At 60.2% G+C, this 16400-nt stretch carries 17 protein-coding genes; 3 read left to right on the forward strand and 14 right to left on the reverse strand.

All coding sequences use genetic code 11. From position 1 onward, the window contains the following. Positions 1-42 precede the first annotated feature (42 nt). The 12 genes from ccmE to ccoN all read right to left on the reverse strand — a co-directional run bounded on the left by ccmE (position 43) and on the right by ccoN (position 10676). A complete protein-coding gene (gene ccmE / locus FHT79_RS14630) occupies positions 43-540 on the reverse strand; it encodes a cytochrome c maturation protein CcmE (protein WP_028757947.1) in 498 nt (165 codons plus the stop codon). After that, entirely contained in the window at positions 537-1619 is a 1083-nt protein-coding gene (gene ccmI, locus FHT79_RS14635) for a c-type cytochrome biogenesis protein CcmI (protein ID WP_028757948.1), read from the reverse strand. The genes ccmE and ccmI overlap by 4 nt, the downstream gene beginning before the upstream one ends. A gap of 101 nt (positions 1620-1720) precedes the next feature. Continuing rightward, the gene (locus tag FHT79_RS14640; RefSeq protein ID WP_028757949.1) at positions 1721-2392 is read right to left on the reverse strand and encodes a Crp/Fnr family transcriptional regulator; all 672 of its coding nucleotides are present in this window, start codon (positions 2390-2392) and stop codon (positions 1721-1723) included. A 33-nt stretch (positions 2393-2425) separates the two neighbouring features. Then, entirely contained in the window at positions 2426-2584 is a 159-nt protein-coding gene (ccoS, locus tag FHT79_RS14645) for a cbb3-type cytochrome oxidase assembly protein CcoS (protein ID WP_028757950.1), read from the reverse strand. Continuing rightward, a complete protein-coding gene (locus tag FHT79_RS14650) occupies positions 2581-4866 on the reverse strand; it encodes a cation-translocating P-type ATPase (protein WP_028757951.1) in 2286 nt (761 codons plus the stop codon). Before FHT79_RS14650 ends, ccoS begins: the two co-directional genes overlap by 4 nt. Then, complete coding sequence (locus FHT79_RS14655) at positions 4863-5348, reverse strand: FixH family protein (protein WP_028757952.1); 486 nt, start codon at positions 5346-5348, stop codon at positions 4863-4865. Before FHT79_RS14655 ends, FHT79_RS14650 begins: the two co-directional genes overlap by 4 nt. Further along, entirely contained in the window at positions 5345-6913 is a 1569-nt protein-coding gene (gene ccoG, locus FHT79_RS14660; protein ID WP_028757953.1) for a cytochrome c oxidase accessory protein CcoG, read from the reverse strand. Before ccoG ends, FHT79_RS14655 begins: the two co-directional genes overlap by 4 nt. A gap of 174 nt (positions 6914-7087) precedes the next feature. Further along, positions 7088-7273 carry a hypothetical protein gene (locus FHT79_RS14665; RefSeq protein ID WP_028757954.1) on the reverse strand — a complete coding sequence of 62 codons (186 nt, stop codon included), beginning with the start codon at positions 7271-7273 and terminating at the stop codon, positions 7088-7090. Between the two features lie 11 nt (positions 7274-7284). Then, the gene (ccoP, locus tag FHT79_RS14670) at positions 7285-8148 is read right to left on the reverse strand and encodes a cytochrome-c oxidase, cbb3-type subunit III (RefSeq protein WP_028757955.1); all 864 of its coding nucleotides are present in this window, start codon (positions 8146-8148) and stop codon (positions 7285-7287) included. Position 8149: 1 nt separating this feature from the next. Next, complete coding sequence (locus FHT79_RS14675; protein ID WP_017969139.1) at positions 8150-8302, reverse strand: CcoQ/FixQ family Cbb3-type cytochrome c oxidase assembly chaperone; 153 nt, start codon at positions 8300-8302, stop codon at positions 8150-8152. An 8-nt stretch (positions 8303-8310) separates the two neighbouring features. Continuing rightward, positions 8311-9045 carry a cytochrome-c oxidase, cbb3-type subunit II gene (gene ccoO, locus FHT79_RS14680; protein ID WP_028757956.1) on the reverse strand — a complete coding sequence of 245 codons (735 nt, stop codon included), beginning with the start codon at positions 9043-9045 and terminating at the stop codon, positions 8311-8313. Positions 9046-9053: 8 nt separating this feature from the next. Then, positions 9054-10676, reverse strand: coding sequence for a cytochrome-c oxidase, cbb3-type subunit I (gene ccoN / locus FHT79_RS14685; protein WP_028757957.1), 1623 nt, complete (start codon positions 10674-10676; stop codon positions 9054-9056). Between the two features lie 228 nt (positions 10677-10904). Between ccoN and FHT79_RS14690 the strand changes: the two genes are divergently transcribed. The 3 genes from FHT79_RS14690 (at position 10905) to FHT79_RS14700 (ending at position 14206) form a co-directional block, all read left to right on the forward strand. After that, the gene (locus FHT79_RS14690; protein ID WP_028757958.1) at positions 10905-11636 is read left to right on the forward strand and encodes a helix-turn-helix domain-containing protein; all 732 of its coding nucleotides are present in this window, start codon (positions 10905-10907) and stop codon (positions 11634-11636) included. Positions 11637-11663: 27 nt separating this feature from the next. Then, on the forward strand, positions 11664-13589 hold the full coding sequence (locus FHT79_RS14695; protein ID WP_028757959.1) for a PAS domain S-box protein: 1926 nt from the start codon (positions 11664-11666) through the stop codon (positions 13587-13589). 158 nt (positions 13590-13747) lie between these two features. Beyond that, positions 13748-14206: a pseudoazurin gene (locus FHT79_RS14700; protein WP_028757960.1), complete on the forward strand. Its 459-nt coding sequence runs from the start codon at positions 13748-13750 to the stop codon at positions 14204-14206. Positions 14207-14314: 108 nt separating this feature from the next. On the opposite strand, the gene FHT79_RS14705 is transcribed toward FHT79_RS14700, so the two are convergent. Beyond that, positions 14315-14806, reverse strand: a complete 492-nt coding sequence (locus FHT79_RS14705) for a hypothetical protein (protein WP_028757961.1) — start codon at positions 14804-14806, stop codon at positions 14315-14317. Between the two features lie 67 nt (positions 14807-14873). After that, positions 14874-16226 (reverse strand): oxygen-independent coproporphyrinogen III oxidase, encoded by a 1353-nt coding sequence (hemN, locus tag FHT79_RS14710; protein ID WP_183903561.1) that lies wholly within the window; start codon positions 16224-16226, stop codon positions 14874-14876. Positions 16227-16400 lie beyond the last annotated feature (174 nt).

Here is a 16400-nt window from a genome sequence, read left to right on the forward strand (position 1 = left end):
TGGCCAGCGCCAGCACCAGCGCGTAATGGCCGATCTCGATGATCATGGCGTCGCCTTCACTTCCTGGCCCTGAGCTTGCTTGCCCGGAACGTCCTGGCCTTGCCCTTCCTTCCACAGCCCCTGGGATTTGAGCCGGTCGGCCACATCCTTCGGCATATAGGTCTCGTCATGCTTGGCCAGCACGGTATCGGCGACGAAGACATTCGTTCCCGGCGTAAACATGCCTTCGGTGACGACGCCCTGGCCCTCGCGGAAGAGATCGGGAAGGATGCCGGTATATCTCACCTTCACGGCATTGGCGCTGGCGTCGGTGACGGCAAATTCCACCGTCGAGCCGGTGCCGCGCACGACGCTACCCTCGCCGACCAGGCCGCCGAGCCGGATGCGGGTTTGCGGCGCCACCGGCGTCTTCGCCAGATCGGCCGGCATGTAGAAATAGGCGACCGACTGGCTGAAGGCGAACATGACCAGCAGCACGGCGGCGGCGATGAAGCCCATGCCGCCGGCGATCACCGCCAGGCGCTTCTGCTTGCGCGTCATTGCGCCATTCCTTCCGTTGCTATGCCGAGTTCCCGGGCAAGCGCCAGCAATTGCCGGCCCTGTTCGCCGGCCGGCGGAAAGGCTGCAAGCCCGCGCTTCAGGGCGCCGGCAGCACGATCCCTATCGTTCAATACGGCGTAAGAGCGGACGAGCCTGAGCCAGCCATTCAAGTCGTCCGGGCTTTCGGAAAGCTTTGCGTCCAGACCCGTCACCATGGCTTCGATCGTCTGACGTCGATCCGCAGTCCCGGTGGCGATCAGCGGAACTCCGCCATTGGCGGCGATGTGCTGATTGACGAGAGGCAGCCACGGCGCATCCGCTGGCGACAGCCTGGCAAGTGCCTCAAAGTTCATCAGCGCCTCAGCGGTTCGTCCCGTCTGCTCGCTGCCGAGGGCGATGTAGAAACGGGCGCGGGGGTTTTCAGGTTCGAGCTGAACGATCTGTCGCAGGACGTCTAACGTCTCCTTGTCCACCGAACCCTGCGCCTCCGCCATCAGGGCTTCGGCAAGGCCACCCAGGCGATGAATGTCCGGGCCTAACAGACGCAGGGCATTGCGGTAAGCCGACCGTGCGTCGGCGATCCGGCCGGCCCTGAGGTAGATTGGAGCGATCACATCCCATCCGCGGCCATCATCCGGCTGGCTCGCGAGGTGGCGCTCGGTTCTCGCGACCAGTATTGCAATGTCCTGGCCAGGATCCTCCAATCGCGCTTGCAACGGCAGCGACGGCATGTCGGGCGAACCCGCAAGACCATAGAGGCCAATGCTCGCCAAAGGCAGAAACGCGGCGATCGCCAACCTCAGCCACCTGTGCGGATGCGGCAACCTGCGGCTTTCTTCTTGCTTCTGCTCGCTTGCCTTGAAAAGGCGCCGGGCTGTTTCAGCCCGCGCGTATTCATACTCGTTGCAGCCGATTTCGTTCGCCAGCAATTCCCTGTCGAGTTCGAAAAGCTGATCCCGATAGACCCGGGCGGCGTCAGTCGCGCCCTCGCTGAACCGGACGCGGCCTGACGCAAGCGGATAAAGAAGAGAGGCGATTATGGCAGTCGTGATGACCGCGAAAACAATCCAAATAACCATAACGTCCAGACGCCCTTTTGCGCTTGAACATACCGAGGCCGGGGGGCGGCACATTGATTCCGGTCAACGACGACGAGCTCTTCCATCCCAATTTTTCGGGTTCAGCACGCTTCGCGAAGCAGGTCGACGCTATCGACCAGGACGACCTTGCCTCTGACTTCGACGCCCGATGTCGCGAGCGTCGCAAACGCTCGCGACAGGGCTTCCGGCGCCAGGCCCAATTTGCCGGCCAGGATTCTCTTCCGGTAAGGGAGGCGGAACGAGACCTGCGAGGTGGACGCCGCGGCGGGGCAGCGGCTCATCAGGTAGTTTGCCACACGTTGCGCCGCCGTGAGCAGCCGGTCACCGGCAATACAATCCATCGCGCCGAGCAGATGCCTGACCATGATGCGCATGACGTTCCGGTGAATGACCGGATGTTGGTCGGCAAATGCCTGCAACTCCGCAAGCTCGAACAGCGCGACCTCGGCCCCGTCGGCGGACCACGCGCTATAGGCATAGGAGCCGCCGCCTGAGAGAAGATATTCGCCGAACGTGTCGCCCGGCTCGCACACGCAGATATCAGCCTCGCGCCCGGTGGATTCCGATTTTGAAAGCCGGACAAATCCGTTCGTAACGCAGTAGACGAACGATGCCTGCTGGCCCTCGCTTATGATCTTCTCGTCGGGAGCGAAGGTGCGAACCTCAGCCGTTGCGGTGAATTGCTCCACGGTCGCCTGATCCAAACCAGCGAACAGGTCGGACTGCAGAAGGACTGAATTTTTCGCAAGCATCCATCTTCCTTTCGTGTTTGGACCCGGTTGCGGTTAGGGTTTTCTCCGATCGGTTTCGTCCTCGGCGAGAATTCGCCAGGCGGCCCCCTGAAGGTCGTCATACTGGCCGCTCTTCAGCGACCAAAGAAATGCCAGCAGTCCCATTCCTCCCATCAGCAGTGCGATGGGTATGAGATAGATCAACATGTTCATGCGGCCTTGACCTCCGCACTCCGGCCGACCCGCCCCCGAATCTGGATAGCCGGACGCTTGCCGAACGCGTTCAGGCGCAGTGCGTTCATCACGACGATGATCGAAGATGTCGACATTGCCACCGCCGCTATGAGCGGCGTCGCCAATCCGGCGATGGCAATCGGCACCGCCAGGACGTTGTAACCGATGGCGAGAGCGAAGTTCTGCCGGATGAGGCTGGCGGAGCTTCGCGCAACGGCAATCGCATCCGGCACAGCGTCGAGGCGATCGTTGAAGAAAACGAGGTCGGCGGCCTGTCTGCCGATATCGGAGGCCGTGGCCGGCGCCATCGAGACATGGGCCGCAGCAAGGGCGGGAGCGTCGTTGATCCCGTCGCCAACCATGAGCACGCGACGCCCTTCGCCGTTCAGCCTCTGGCATTCATCGACCTTCCGTTTCGGCGTCAGCGAGCCTAAAGCCCTGCCGATGCCCAGAGCATGCGCCGTATTGTCGACGACGATCTGCCGGTCGCCGGACACGATCAGCGTTTCAAGGCCGGCTGCGTCGAGCTGGCCGATGGCCTCACGAGCGCCCGGACGAAGCGTGTCATCGAAGAAGAAGCGGGCAAGATCGACGCCGTTCTGCGACAAGACCACTTCCGAGAACGGACTATCGGCGGTGCGGGGCACGAAGCTGGTTCCGCAGGCAAATGCCGTGTTGCCCAATCGATAGACGTCAGCGCCCTTCCTGGCTTCCAGTCCCCCGCCGGGGATTTCCGTGACGCTGTCGAAGGACATGGGGGCGGTTTCGGTGCCCCGCACCAGAGCCTGAGAAAGAGGATGCCGTGAATGCACGGCCAATCCGCGGGCGATTGCCGTGCTGTTCTCTTCCATGGCGTCCACTCTGACAAGGCGCGGCCTGCCCATCGTCAAGGTGCCCGTTTTGTCAAAGGCCACAGTGTCGGTCTCGGCCAGTCTTTCGAGTGCCGAACCGTCCTTCACCATGATGCCCTTGCGGAAAAGCTCCCCCGCGGCGACGACCTGGACCACGGGCACGGCAAGGCCCAATGCGCATGGGCAGGTAATGATCAGGACCGCTACCGCGACCAGCATTGCCTGTTTCCAGTCTCCGCCGAGGAGGCCCCAGGCAAGAAAGGAGACCAGCGCCAACAGATGCACGGCCGGCGAATAGAGCGCCGCAGCGCGATCGGCGATCCTGCGATAGCGAGCTCTTCCACCCTCGGCGGCTTCCATCAGGCCGATGATCTCCGAAAGAAGCGAATTCTTGGCAATGCGCGTCGCGCGCAGGACGAGCGAGCCGGTCAGGTTCATCGCGCCCGAACTCACCTCGCTGTTACCGGCGACGGCGACGGGGCTGCTCTCGCCGGTGACGATGGAGAGATCCACGTCGCTTTCTCCGATGACGACTACGCCATCGACGGGAACCCTTTCGCCTGCCGCTATCGAGATTTCATCTCCCACCGCGATCTCTTCTACCGCAATGTAACGTCGGGACCCGTCCGGATTGATCAGCAAGGCCCCGCGCGGCGCCAGCCTTGCAAGTCCGTTGATCGCCGCCCGAGCCTTTTCCCGCATGATATGATCGAGGGTCCTGCCGATCAGCAGGAAGAAGAGCAGCGAAACCGACGCGTCGAACCATGCATGTTCACCGTGATGGATGGTCTCCCACAGTGAAACGGCATAGGAGAGCGTCACGGCGAGAGAGATCGGAACGTCCATGTTGGTGCGCCCGTGGCGGAGCGCATTCCAGGCCGATTTGAAGAAGAAACGCCCGGCATAAACCAGCGCGGGCGCTGCTATCATCGCCGAGATCCAATGAAACATGTCGCGTGTCGCGGCATCTGCGCCAGACCAGACCGATACCGAAAGCAACATGATGTTGGCGGCCGCAAAGCCGGAAACGCCGATCGCCAGGAGAAGCTGATTGCGGGTTCTGTCGTTTTCGGCGGCCGAGGGGGTAAAGAGATGCGCGCGATATCCGGCCGAGTTGATCGCTGCGAGGATCTCGGACGGATCGGCGGCATGTGTCTCCATCTCCTCCTGGTAGACGCAGGTTACCCTTCGAGCCGTAAGATTGACGCGCGCCGTCTTGACGAAAGGAAGTGTCAGCAACGCCCCTTCTATGGTCGAAATGCAGCCACCGCAGTGAATATCAGGAACGCTCAAGTCCAACTGGCGCAGTCCGCCGCCGAGCGGCTGGCTGGCAAGGCGGACCTCTTCGGCACTGGATGACGTCATGCTGAGAGCAAGCACGCTTTCCGCGTCCATGGTGCAGCAGGTCATCGGTCCAACTCCTTGGTATCGATGCGTTTGGCCTCGTGCATGACGACCAAGCCGTCGTTTCGCGAGATGGCCTCGACGATCCAGTCACCCTCGGCCAGGTTGTGATCTGCTTCGAACCGTCCCTCGGCTGTTTTTCTGAGCGTGAGGTGGAAGTCTTCGTGATCTCCGACGGGTCGCTTGAAATTCAGCACGACCTCGTCGACGGCCGCAGGCGCGCCGCTCTTGTCGTGAATGTCGTAGCGGATCTGATGCCCTCTTATGGAGAGATCGCCCGCGACGCCGGAAGCCGCCATTGCCTTCATCGCCGCCGCTTTGCGGTTGAACTCCTGACTGGCGACATAGGTATTTTCCACGACCAGACCGCTCCAGCTGGAGGAGGCATAGAAGGCCATGGTGACATTCACCGCGATCACCACAGCGAAGAAGGTCGAGGTCGCAACCAGCATGTGCAGGCCTGTAAAACCTTGGGCAGAGGTCTTCATTTGGTGTCTCCCGGTGCATTGAACGCCGCGCGGTAGGTTGCCCGATCGGCGCGATCCGTATCTTCGATCACGAACAGAAATTCATTGATTGCGGCGCCGGTGGGCTTGCGCGTAACGAAGACCTTGAGCGTCGTGGCTGCGTCCGGTTCGGCATGGACGGTAAAGCGGCGAGCGTCTTCCTTGCCGAACTCGGGAATACGCATCGTCGCCCCCTCCAGCCCGACCAGGCTTATGTTCACATCCCGCGGCGTCGGCACCATGTTCAGGATCCGAAGCGTGTAGCCATTCCGCAGTGAGCCGTCGCTTTCCAGAACATATTGGGGGTTTCGGTCGTGAACGACGTTGAGTTCAAGGCGCTCGCGAAAGGCGAGGTGGACGAGCATGGCCACGCCGACCGATGCCCAGGCGACCGCGTAAAAGACGATTCTCGGACGAAAGACGATGCGCCAGTTGAAGTGCCGGATCGCCGGGACGAAGCTTCCATCCTCGTTTCGAACCCTGGACGGCTGGACGGCCGTTCGCCCTTCGTCGGTCGCCAGTGACATGTTGCTCGCGTATTCGCTCAGCGTGGCATAGGCAATCAGGCCGCGAGGCTTTCCGAGCTTGTCCATGACACCGTCGCAGGCGTCGATGCAGAGCGCGCATGTGATGCACTCCATCTGCTGTCCGTCGCGAATGTCGATACCCATCGGGCACACCGCCACGCAGGCATTGCAATCGACGCAATCGCCCACCGGCAAGCCTTTGGCTTGCGCCTTTTTCGCGTGACGCGACCGCTGCTCGCCCCGCCAGTCATGATAGGTGACGACGAGAGAATTCTCGTCGAGCATCGCACCCTGGATGCGTGGCCACGGGCACATATAGGTGCAAACCTGCTCGCGCATGAGGCCGCCGAGCACATAGGTCGTCGCAGTAAGGACGGCGACCGTGGCGTAGGCGGCTGCAGGAGCGCGGCCAGTGAATAGCGAAACAAGCAGGCTCGGCGCGTCGGCAAAATAAAAAATCCACGCTCCGCCCGTGGCGACGCCGATCAGCAGCCAGATCGAATGTTTGACGACACGCTTCCTCAGCTTGGCAAAACTCATGGGAGCGGCGTCAAGCTTCATTCGCGCGTTTCGATCGCCTTCGATCGCGCGTTCGACGACGAGAAAGAGATCGACCCAGACGGTCTGCGGACAGGCGTAGCCGCACCAGGCGCGGCCGACCGCGGAAGTGACGAGAAACAGGCCGAACCCCGCCATGACGAGGAGACCAGCCACATAATAAAATTCCTGAGGCCAGATTTCGATGAAGAAAAAGAAGAAGCGTCGTGAGGAAAGGTCGATGAGGATTGCCTGGTCGGGCGCGTAAGGACCACGATCCCAGCGAATCCATGGCGCGAGATAGTAGATGCCGAGCGTGACCAGCATGACGATCCATTTGAATCGACGGAATCGCCCCTCTGCACGCTTGGGAAAAACCTTCTTCCGAGGTGCATAGAGAGGCTGCCGATTGCGACGGGCGTTGACCGGCTCGACGCTGAGCCGTTCGATGCTGTCGGGATCTGGTGCAGTGTAGAGGTTCATGGGACCTATCCGATTTCACCCGACCTTGTCCCATCCGCCGCGCATCCTTTCCTTGATACAGATCAAGACGAAGGTCTTCCCGCCAATGGAAAAGGCCACGCCCTGGAGAGAGGGCGTGGCCTGGAGGAACCGCGGGGAACGAACACCGCTGGGACGTCCTCGACAAGTCTGCAGCTAGCGGCTTGTCTGCTCGTGGTCTTTGAGGCAGGTCAAACTGATGATCGAACTGCCGATCTTTGCCGGATCATCCTGATCGGACGGTGGCGGCAGGGCCTTGGCACGCGCCGACACACGTGATCGTATCGCTGCGCGCGGCGTGCCGTAGAGATCGAGGATCGGATTGTGGCCGTGAGCCGCCATAGCTCTGCTCCTTACGTTCCGCCGCCAAGCGAATGCACGAAGATCGTCAGTTCCTTGACCGTCGTATCGCCGAGGCGCCCTGCCCAGGCGGGCATGACGCCATGCTTCGGAGAAGCGACCTGGCGGATGATCGCATCCTCGCCGCGGGCCTTCAGCCAGATCGCATCAGCGAGATCCGGCGCGCCCATTTCGGCTTTTCCTTTGGCATCCTCGCCGTGACATGCGGCACAGTTGTCGACGAAGACCTGTTTTCCCGCCTCTGCGAGACCGGGGTCCGACGGTGTATTGGTCAGCCCCCAGACGTAAGCCGCGACCTGCCTTGTCTGGATGGGATCCAGAACATCGACAAAGGGCGGCATCTCGGAAGCATGAGTGTCCGTATCCCCGTCGAAGCGAATCCCATGCGCGATCGTCGTCTGGATGGCATCCAGGTCTCCGCCCCACAGCCAATCGTCGTCGTTGAGGTTCGGAAATCCAGGACCGCCGCTTGCTCCCGAGCCGTGGCATGGCGCACAATTCACCTTGAATGCTGACGCGCCGCCGGCGATTGCGAATTCGCGAAGGGCAGAATCGGAATCGATTTCCTGTACCGTCTTGGCGGCGATCAGATCATGAAATTGCATTTGCGATGCCTTGGCCTGGTCCAGGTTCTGCTGCAGTTCGGCGCGGCTGGAAAAACCGAGCATGCCCTTCGTAGCGTCGGTAATCATCGGGATCGCGGGATATGCGATCGCATAGCCCAACGCCCAGACAATGGTGGCGTAGAAGGTCCACACCCACCAGCGGGGCATCGGATTGTTGAGTTCGCGGATGCCGTCCCATTCATGTCCGGTCGTTTCGACGCCGCTAAATTCATCGATATGTTTTTCCGACATCTCAATCATCCTTCAAGGGAATATCGGCGGCCTCTTTCGCCGTCTGCTTGCTGCCTGGGCGAAGGGTGAACACAACCACGCCGACGAAGAATGCCGCCATTGCCAAAAGGCCCCAGCTGTCGGCGAAGTGTCTCATTGCAGTGTAGGTTTCCATGGATCACCTCACCGGTAGCCGGTCGCATCGTCGTAGGTCGAGAAATCGACCAACGTTCCGAGCATCTGCAGGTAGGCCACTAAGGCATCCATTTCGGTCAGCGCAGCGGGATCGCCGTCGAAATCGCCGGTCTTCGCCTTCGGATAGCGGGCAAGCAGGGCCGTCGTATCTGCGTTCGGATCGGCTTGGGCCTTCATGTCGGCTTCCGCATTCGCCAGCATGTCGTCGTTATAAGGTACGCCCACGTCCTCGTTGGCCTTCAGGTCCATTCCCACGTCCTTGACCGTCACCCTCTGCTCTTTGAGGAAGGCGTAACTCGGCATGATCGACTCCGGCACCACTGCCCGGGGATCGGCGAGATGCTGGACATGCCATTCGTTGGAATAGCGTCCGCCGACGCGGGCCAGATCCGGCCCGGTTCGTTTGGATCCCCATTGGAAAGGATGATCGTACATGGACTCGGCCGCGAGCGAGTAATGGCCGTAGCGTTCCACCTCGTCGCGGAACGGTCTGATCATCTGGCTGTGGCAGAGGTAGCAGCCTTCGCGGATGTAGATGTTTCGTCCGGCCAGCTCGAGCGGCGTATACGGCCGCATGCCTTCCACCTTTTCAATCGTGTTCTGCAGGTAGAACAGCGGTGCGATTTCGACGATGCCGCCGATGCTCACGACGAGCAGCGAGCCGACGAGAAGAAGCGTCGCGTTCTTCTCGAGGATCTTATGTTTATCAAGTATCGATGCCATGTCTCACCTCACTCGGCAGGCTGTGCTTGGGGCACGAAAGTGGTTGGGATCGCAGCTTCGTCGCGCACGCGGCCGCGGATCGTCATGAACACGTTCCAGGCCATGACGAGACCACCCGCCAGGTAAAGCGTTCCGCCCACTGCGCGCAGCACGTAGTAGGGGAACATGGCCGCGACCGTCTCCGCGAAGGAATAGACGAGGAAGCCCTGGGAATTGTACTCGCGCCACATCAACCCCTGCTGGATGCCGGCAACCCAAAGCACGGCGGCGTAGATGACGATTCCGAGGGTTGCGAGCCAGAAGTGCCAGTTGACCATCCGCGGGCTGTAGAGGCGCTCGCGTCCCCATAGCTTCGGCGTCAGATAATAGATCGCGCCGAAGGTGATCATTCCCACCCAGCCGAGCGCGCCGGAATGAACATGACCGATCGTCCATTCTGTATAATGGCTGAGCGAATTGACTGTCTTCACCGACATCATCGGACCTTCGAAGGTCGACATCCCGTAAAAGGCGATGGCGACGATCATCATGCGGATGATCGGATCGGTGCGGATTTTGTCCCAGGCGCCCGAAAGGGTCATGAGACCGTTGATCATGCCGCCCCAGGAGGGCATCCAGAGCATCACCGAGAAAACCATGCCGAGTGTCTGGGCCCAGTCGGGCAGTGCCGTGTAATGCAGATGATGGGGGCCGGCCCAGATGTACATGAAGATCAGCGCCCAGAAGTGGATGATCGAAAGCCGGTATGAATAGACGGGTCGGTTGGCCTGCTTCGGCACGAAGTAGTACATCATGCCCAGGAAGCCGGCGGTGAGGAAGAAGCCGACGGCGTTGTGGCCGTACCACCATTGGGTCAGCGCGTCCTGTACGCCCGAGAAGGCGGAATAGCTTTTGGAGCCGAGAAACGAGGCCGGAACCGCCAGGTTGTTGACCACATGCAGCATCGCAATGGTGACGATGAAGCCGAGATAGAACCAGTTTGCCACGTAGATGTGTGGCTCTTTGCGCTTGAGGATCGTTCCAAGATACACGGCGAGATAGGCGACCCAGACGATGGTCAGCCACAGGTCGACGTACCATTCGGGTTCGGCATATTCGCGGGCTTGGGTGATTCCGAGAACATATCCGGTCGCAGCCATCACGATAAAAAGCTGGTAGCCCCAGAATACGAACCAGGCGAGGCTCCCGCCGAAAAGACGCGCGCGGCAAGTGCGTTGCACGACATAGAACGATGTCATGATGAGGGCGTTGCCGCCGAAGGCGAAGATGACCGCCGACGTGTGAACGGGCCGCAGCCTTCCGAAATTGAGATAAGGCGCGATGTTGAGGTCGGGAAAGGCCAACTGCAGCGCGATGACGACTCCGACGAGGAAACCGACCACGCCCCAGAACACGGTAGCGATCAAGCCGTATCGTACGACTTCATCGAAATAGCCGGATATGTCGACTTTGCGCTGCTGGCCTGTCGGTGAAAAGTCAACGTTCCTGACCAGCAGCAAAGCGCCGATGACGAGGCAGAGGCAAAGTATGCCCATATGGATCGCAAAGAGATGATCATGGGCGAATGCGGCTCCTAGCAACGCTAGAAACGCCGCGACCGTGATCACCATCGTTTCCGTTGTGTAATTCATGATGTCGTCCCCAGTGCACAGACGACCGCGTCGCGGCCGGCTTTCTCGGCAGGACTGTCACGAAGCGGCGAATTGCTCCTTGATCTACATCAACGAGCGGACAGTAAGACGGGCGCGGACCGCCGCAGTTACAAACTGTTACAAACTTTCACCCGTTGGCACCGTCCGCTCATTCCGGTGTGACGCAGGGGCGTTCTAGTACACGTCCTGACAATGGGGGACACGACGATGCTGATGCAGAAAAACCAAGCGTTCGAACATGCCGAAATGACGAACGAAACGATCTATGCCGGTCGATCTTTGTCCGCGCTCTTCCTCTCCTCCGCAATGGAGCCCATCTCCGCCGGGAGAGCCATCTGCTGGGAGGGCGACGAGGCCAAACATCTCTTCCAGGTCGTGGAGGGGGTTGTTCGTCTCTATCGAATCGTCGGCGAGGGCCGCCGTGTGATAACCGCGTTTTGCTTCGCCGGCGACCTGATCGGTGCATCGCTGCAACGCGATTTCCTCTTCACCGCGGAAGCCGTGACCGAATGCCGGATTCGCCGCGTATCCCGGAAAGGCTTCCAGGACGAAGTCGCCCGGTCGGATGCTCTTCACGCCGCATACATTTCCCTGCTCTGCCAGGAGACGGCTGCCGCACAAGAACAGATGGTACTGCTCTCGAAGAAGAATGCGGAAGAGCGCCTGTGCAGTTTCATCGCGAAGCTTGTATCCCGTCGCAATCCCCAGGCGCGGCAGAGCCTGCTGCGCGTCCCCATGAACCGGCAGGACATTGCAGACCATCTCGGTTTGACCATTGAAACCGTGTCTCGCACCCTCACCAAACTTGCATCGCGAAACGTCGTCGCTCCAGAGGGCAGGCATGATTTGCGAATCGTCAATCGCGCCCTTCTTAAGCAGTTGTCCGGCGACGCTGATGATTTTTCGGAGAAATCCTGTCATAGGGTCAGCTTGCACTGACGTAACGAAGCCGCAGGATCGACGTTCATGCCTCACCGCCTCATATCACCGCGAACCGTATCGTCCCAGGAACTGGATGCCATGGTGCACGTGCTGGACGGAGCCGACATCCTGATCCATCGTTTTGAGGGAACTGTCACGCATTGGTCCATTGGCTGCGAGAACATGTATGGCTGGGCAAGAGAGGAAGCGGTCGGGGAGGAGGTGCACGAATTGCTGGCGACGCAGTTCCCCGAACCGGTGGAAAACATCCGCAACCAACTGAAGTCGCGCGGCTTCTGGCAGGGTGAAATCATTCATCGTCACAAGAGCGGGCACGAGATTCATGTTGCCTCTCGTTGCGTGCTGGTCAATTTGCCGGATGGCGATCTTGCCGTCATCCAGACAAACAGCGACGTCAGCGCGTTGAAGCGAGCGCAAGAGGTAGTCAAATCCCGCGAAGCGCATCTGAGCTCGATCCTGGACACCGTGCCGGATGCCATGGTGGTGATCGATGACAAGGGAATGGTGCTTTCGTTCAGCAAGGCTGCCGAGAAGCTGTTTGGAATGTCTTCCGATCAAATTTGCGGCCGCAACGTCAGCAACCTGATGCCGAACCCCTATCGCGATGCCCACGACGGCTACATCGACCACTATATCGATACGGGCGAGAAACGTATCATCGGCTACGGGCGTGTCGTCACCGGTCAGCGGGCCGACGGTTCGCAATTTCCGATGGAACTCCACGTCGGCGAAGCGACGGCAAACGGAGAGCGGATATTCACCGGTTTTATCCGCGATCTCACCAGCCGTTACAAAATCGAGGAAGATCTTCGCCAGTCACAGAAGATGGAAGCTGTCGGGCAGTTGACCGGAGGCATCGCGCACGACTTCAACAACCTCCTCACCGTCATCAGCGGCAATCTCGAAATGATCGAGGACAAACTGCCGCCCGGCAACCTTCGTGAAATGCTGGGAGAGGCTCAGGCCGCGGCGGAGGACGGAGCTGTTCTCACGGCTCAACTGCTCGCTTTCGGTCGCCGACAGCCGTTGAATCCGAAGCACGCCGATCTTGGTCAAGTTGTGAGCGGCTTCTCGGATCTGCTCCGTCGAACGCTCGGCGAAAATATCAGGTTGTCGACCGTCATCGATGGATCTGGCCTGAACGTCCTTGTGGACAGCTCGCAGCTCCAGAATGCCATTCTGAACATCGCTTTGAACGCAAGGGACGCCATGCCCAGGGGCGGCAGTCTGACGACGACGATCTCGCGCGTCTATCTCGATGCCGACTATGCGAAAATGTATCCGGAGCTACGCAGCGGCAATTTCGTGCTGGTCACGATGACGGATACCGGTTCCGGCATGACGGAGGAGGTCAGGAAGCATGCGATTGAGCCATTTTTCACGACAAAGGAAGTCGGCTCCGGCACAGGTCTCGGACTGAGCATGGTCTATGGCTTCGTCAAGCAATCGGGTGGCCATCTGCAGATTTACAGTGAGGTGGGGCGCGGCACGACAGTCCGGATATATCTCCCCGCAACCAATGGCGGGAAGCCTCAAGAGGCGGCACCGGACCATGGCGCGGGTGAGAGCCAACTGCCGCAAGGGGACGAAGTCGTGCTCGTCGTCGAAGATGACGCCCGTGTTCGCCGCGTCGCCGTCGCTAGGCTCGCCTCGATGGGCTATACGGTGCGCGAAGCCGAAAACGGTCACCGCGCGCTCGATCTCCTCAAGGAAAACACTGACGTCGCGCTGCTTTTTACCGACATCGTGATGCCGGGCGGGATGACGGGTGACGAGCTCGCAAGAGAGGTGCGTATTTTACGGCCGGACATTGCCGTGCTCTTCACGTCGGGATACTCCGAACCGGGTCTCGCGGGCAATGATACGGTTCCGGGCGCCCGGTGGCTGCGCAAACCCTATACCGCCAAGGAGCTGGCGTTGAGGATCCGCGAACTTCTCGACGCAAGGTGACATCTGTCGGCGGTGCAGCTCACCCGCTCTTGCGCCTTCGCCCGCGCGGTGCGTGTGGTTTCTCCCGCGTTTGACCCGCATCAAAGAACCGGCGTCCTGCATGTCTTAAAAAACGTCCGCGAGGCCGAACCGGACCTCGGAGAACAGGAGATATGCAAATGCGTTTGAAATTCGGTCTGATCGCTGCAACGGCAGCCTTGATCGCTTCGGCTGCACCGTTGATGGCTGCTGACCACCAGGTTCAGATGCTGAACAAGGGCGCGGACGGCGCGATGGTGTTTGAGCCCGGCTTCCTGAAGATCGCTCCGGGCGATACTGTCACGTTCATTCCCACGGACAAGAGCCACAACGTCGAGACGTTCAAGGGTCTCATTCCCGATGGCGTTCCTGAGTTCAAATCCAGGCCGAGCGAACAGTATCAGGCGAAGTTCGATATTCCGGGCGCATATGTCTTGAAGTGCACGCCGCATGTGGGCATGGGCATGGTTGCATTGATCCAGGTCGGCGACAACCCGGTCAATCTTGACGCGATCAAGATCGCCAAGGTGCCGAACATGGCGCGCAAAAGGCTGGATGCCGACCTCGCGCAGATCACCCCGGCTCAGATCACCCAGTGATTGATCGACAGGTGCGGACGGCACGCTTGCGCGCCGTCCGCACCGTCGCGTTCAGCGCGTGCTGCTTCGCGATTATCGGCACGGCAGCTCGCGGCCGCGTCGCATTGCTCAGGCCGCCTCCGTTTGCGCAGCTGCATCGGGACGCGACGGCGGTTCGTCCTTCATTGCCCGTTGAAGCAACCTGATGATCTCCCGCTCCGACTTGATATGCCGGCGCATCGAACAGCAGAACGAACGCAGCTGATATCCTACGGCTTCCCAGGAGAGCCGGCAGCGCCCCTCGCTCAGGGTTTCCAGCGTGAAGACGAGGTGCTGAGCCGCATCATGATCGAATAGGCGACCGGCTTGCCGGTGTTCTCTCGCATCGGACAGCTCCTCGACCTCCATGATCAGTCCGAGCGCCGACGAGACCAAGTGCTCTTCCAGCCGGTGAGTCGTCAGCAATAGCGGGATCAGACCGCGTGAAAGACGGCGGCAGAGGCCTTCCTCGATATGGCAAGGCAGAAAGTCGGCAATTGCCTGCAGCACGTCGCACCACGACATAAGCTGCTCATAGTAGCTCTCGAGTTCTCCGAAACTGTCCGGGATTGGGTTCTTCATCCTATTACCTCTGCAGCAACAAGCTGGCGGGCCATGGCAGCGCGCCGAGCAAGGGCTGGTTTCTCGCTCAAGCGGCCTTGCTGTGCGTGCGTCCGTGCGAACCGAAATAGGCGTCGAATGCCGCGGCAACGGCGCGGACCATGAACCGTGCGTCTTGAGACACGACAATCCGATCTCCGCAAATCGCCGCGACGCCATCGGCGACAAGCTCACTGAGCCGATCGTTTCGGTCGATGAGGAATTCGATGTCAAAACCTGACTCTTTGCTCAATCCTGCGAGATCGACTTCGAAATCACACATAAGCCGTTCGATTATTTTGGCCCGGAGCTTATCTTCCTCGGTGAGAAGATATCCCTTGGCTGTCGGCAGGATGCCGGAAGCAACCCGCTCCTGATATAGCCCCAATGGCACATGGTTCTGGACATAGCCGATCGGCAGCCGCCCGATCGCCGAAGCGCCGAGGCCGATCAGCGTATCGCAATCATCCGTCGTGTAACCTTGGAAATTCCTTCTCATCGTGCCGTTGCGCGCAGCGATCGCGAGTTGATCGTCCGGCAGCGCAAAATGATCGAGCCCGATGCGCGCATATCCGGCCTTCGCAAGCTCTTCCGCGATGGCTTCGGCCTGCTCGTTTCGCTGTTTTGCATCCGGAAGCGACGCTTCATCTATGAGGCGCTGGTGCTTCTTGAAGGCCGGTATGTGCGCATAACCGAAAACGGCAAAACGCTCCGGACGCAGCTGCGCGGCCAGTCTGGCGGTGTCGATGCAGGATTGCACGGTCTGGTTCGGAAGGCCGTAGATCAAATCGAAGTTGATACTGGAGATGCCCACGGAGCGCAGCCCGCTGACCGCAATCTCGGTCTGTTCGAAGGATTGTGTTCGGTTGATCGCGGCTTGCACGATCGGGTCGAAGCTCTGAACGCCGAGGCTTGCGCGATCGACACCGCTTTCACCGAGCGCCTCGATCATTGGAGCAGCCAATGTGCGTGGATCGATTTCTACCGCGATGCTCGCATCTGCCTCAAACCGGAAGGCGCTCCGCAGCTTGGCCATGATTGCGGCAAACTCCTGCGGCTTCATGATCGTGGGGGTGCCGCCACCGAAATGAACGTTCTTAACGGGGACGTCGTTTCCGGCCGCGAAGGATACAAGCTCGATCTCCTGGCTCATGACATCCAGGTATTCGCGAACCGGACCATCCTGCCGGGTGATGCTCGTGTGACAACCGCAGTACCAGCACATCGAGCGGCAGAACGGGACGTGGAGATAGACGGAGACGGGTCCGGCTTTTGCGATGTTGGCGAGTCCCCTCGCATATTCATCCGGCCCCACCGTGGCTGAAAAGGCTGGCGCCGTTGGATAGCTCGTGTAGCGCGGGAACCGCGCGTCGCCATACTTGGCGACCAGACAGTCGGACATTGTCGCATCCTTTGACAAAACAGAATGGTTTATGACGTCGAAGCGCGCGATCTTCCTTGTTCTAGGTCAATGTTGGCGTCCACCGGGGAAATCGTCGTCCATCTCAGCTCGGCGTCAAAGTCGGCCCGCTGATCCATCCGCTCGCGGGCAACGCGTTCCGACACACGCCGTCAT

This window comes from Rhizobium sp. BK212 (genome assembly GCF_014197475.1).
Taxonomy (GTDB): domain Bacteria; phylum Pseudomonadota; class Alphaproteobacteria; order Rhizobiales; family Rhizobiaceae; genus Rhizobium; species Rhizobium anhuiense.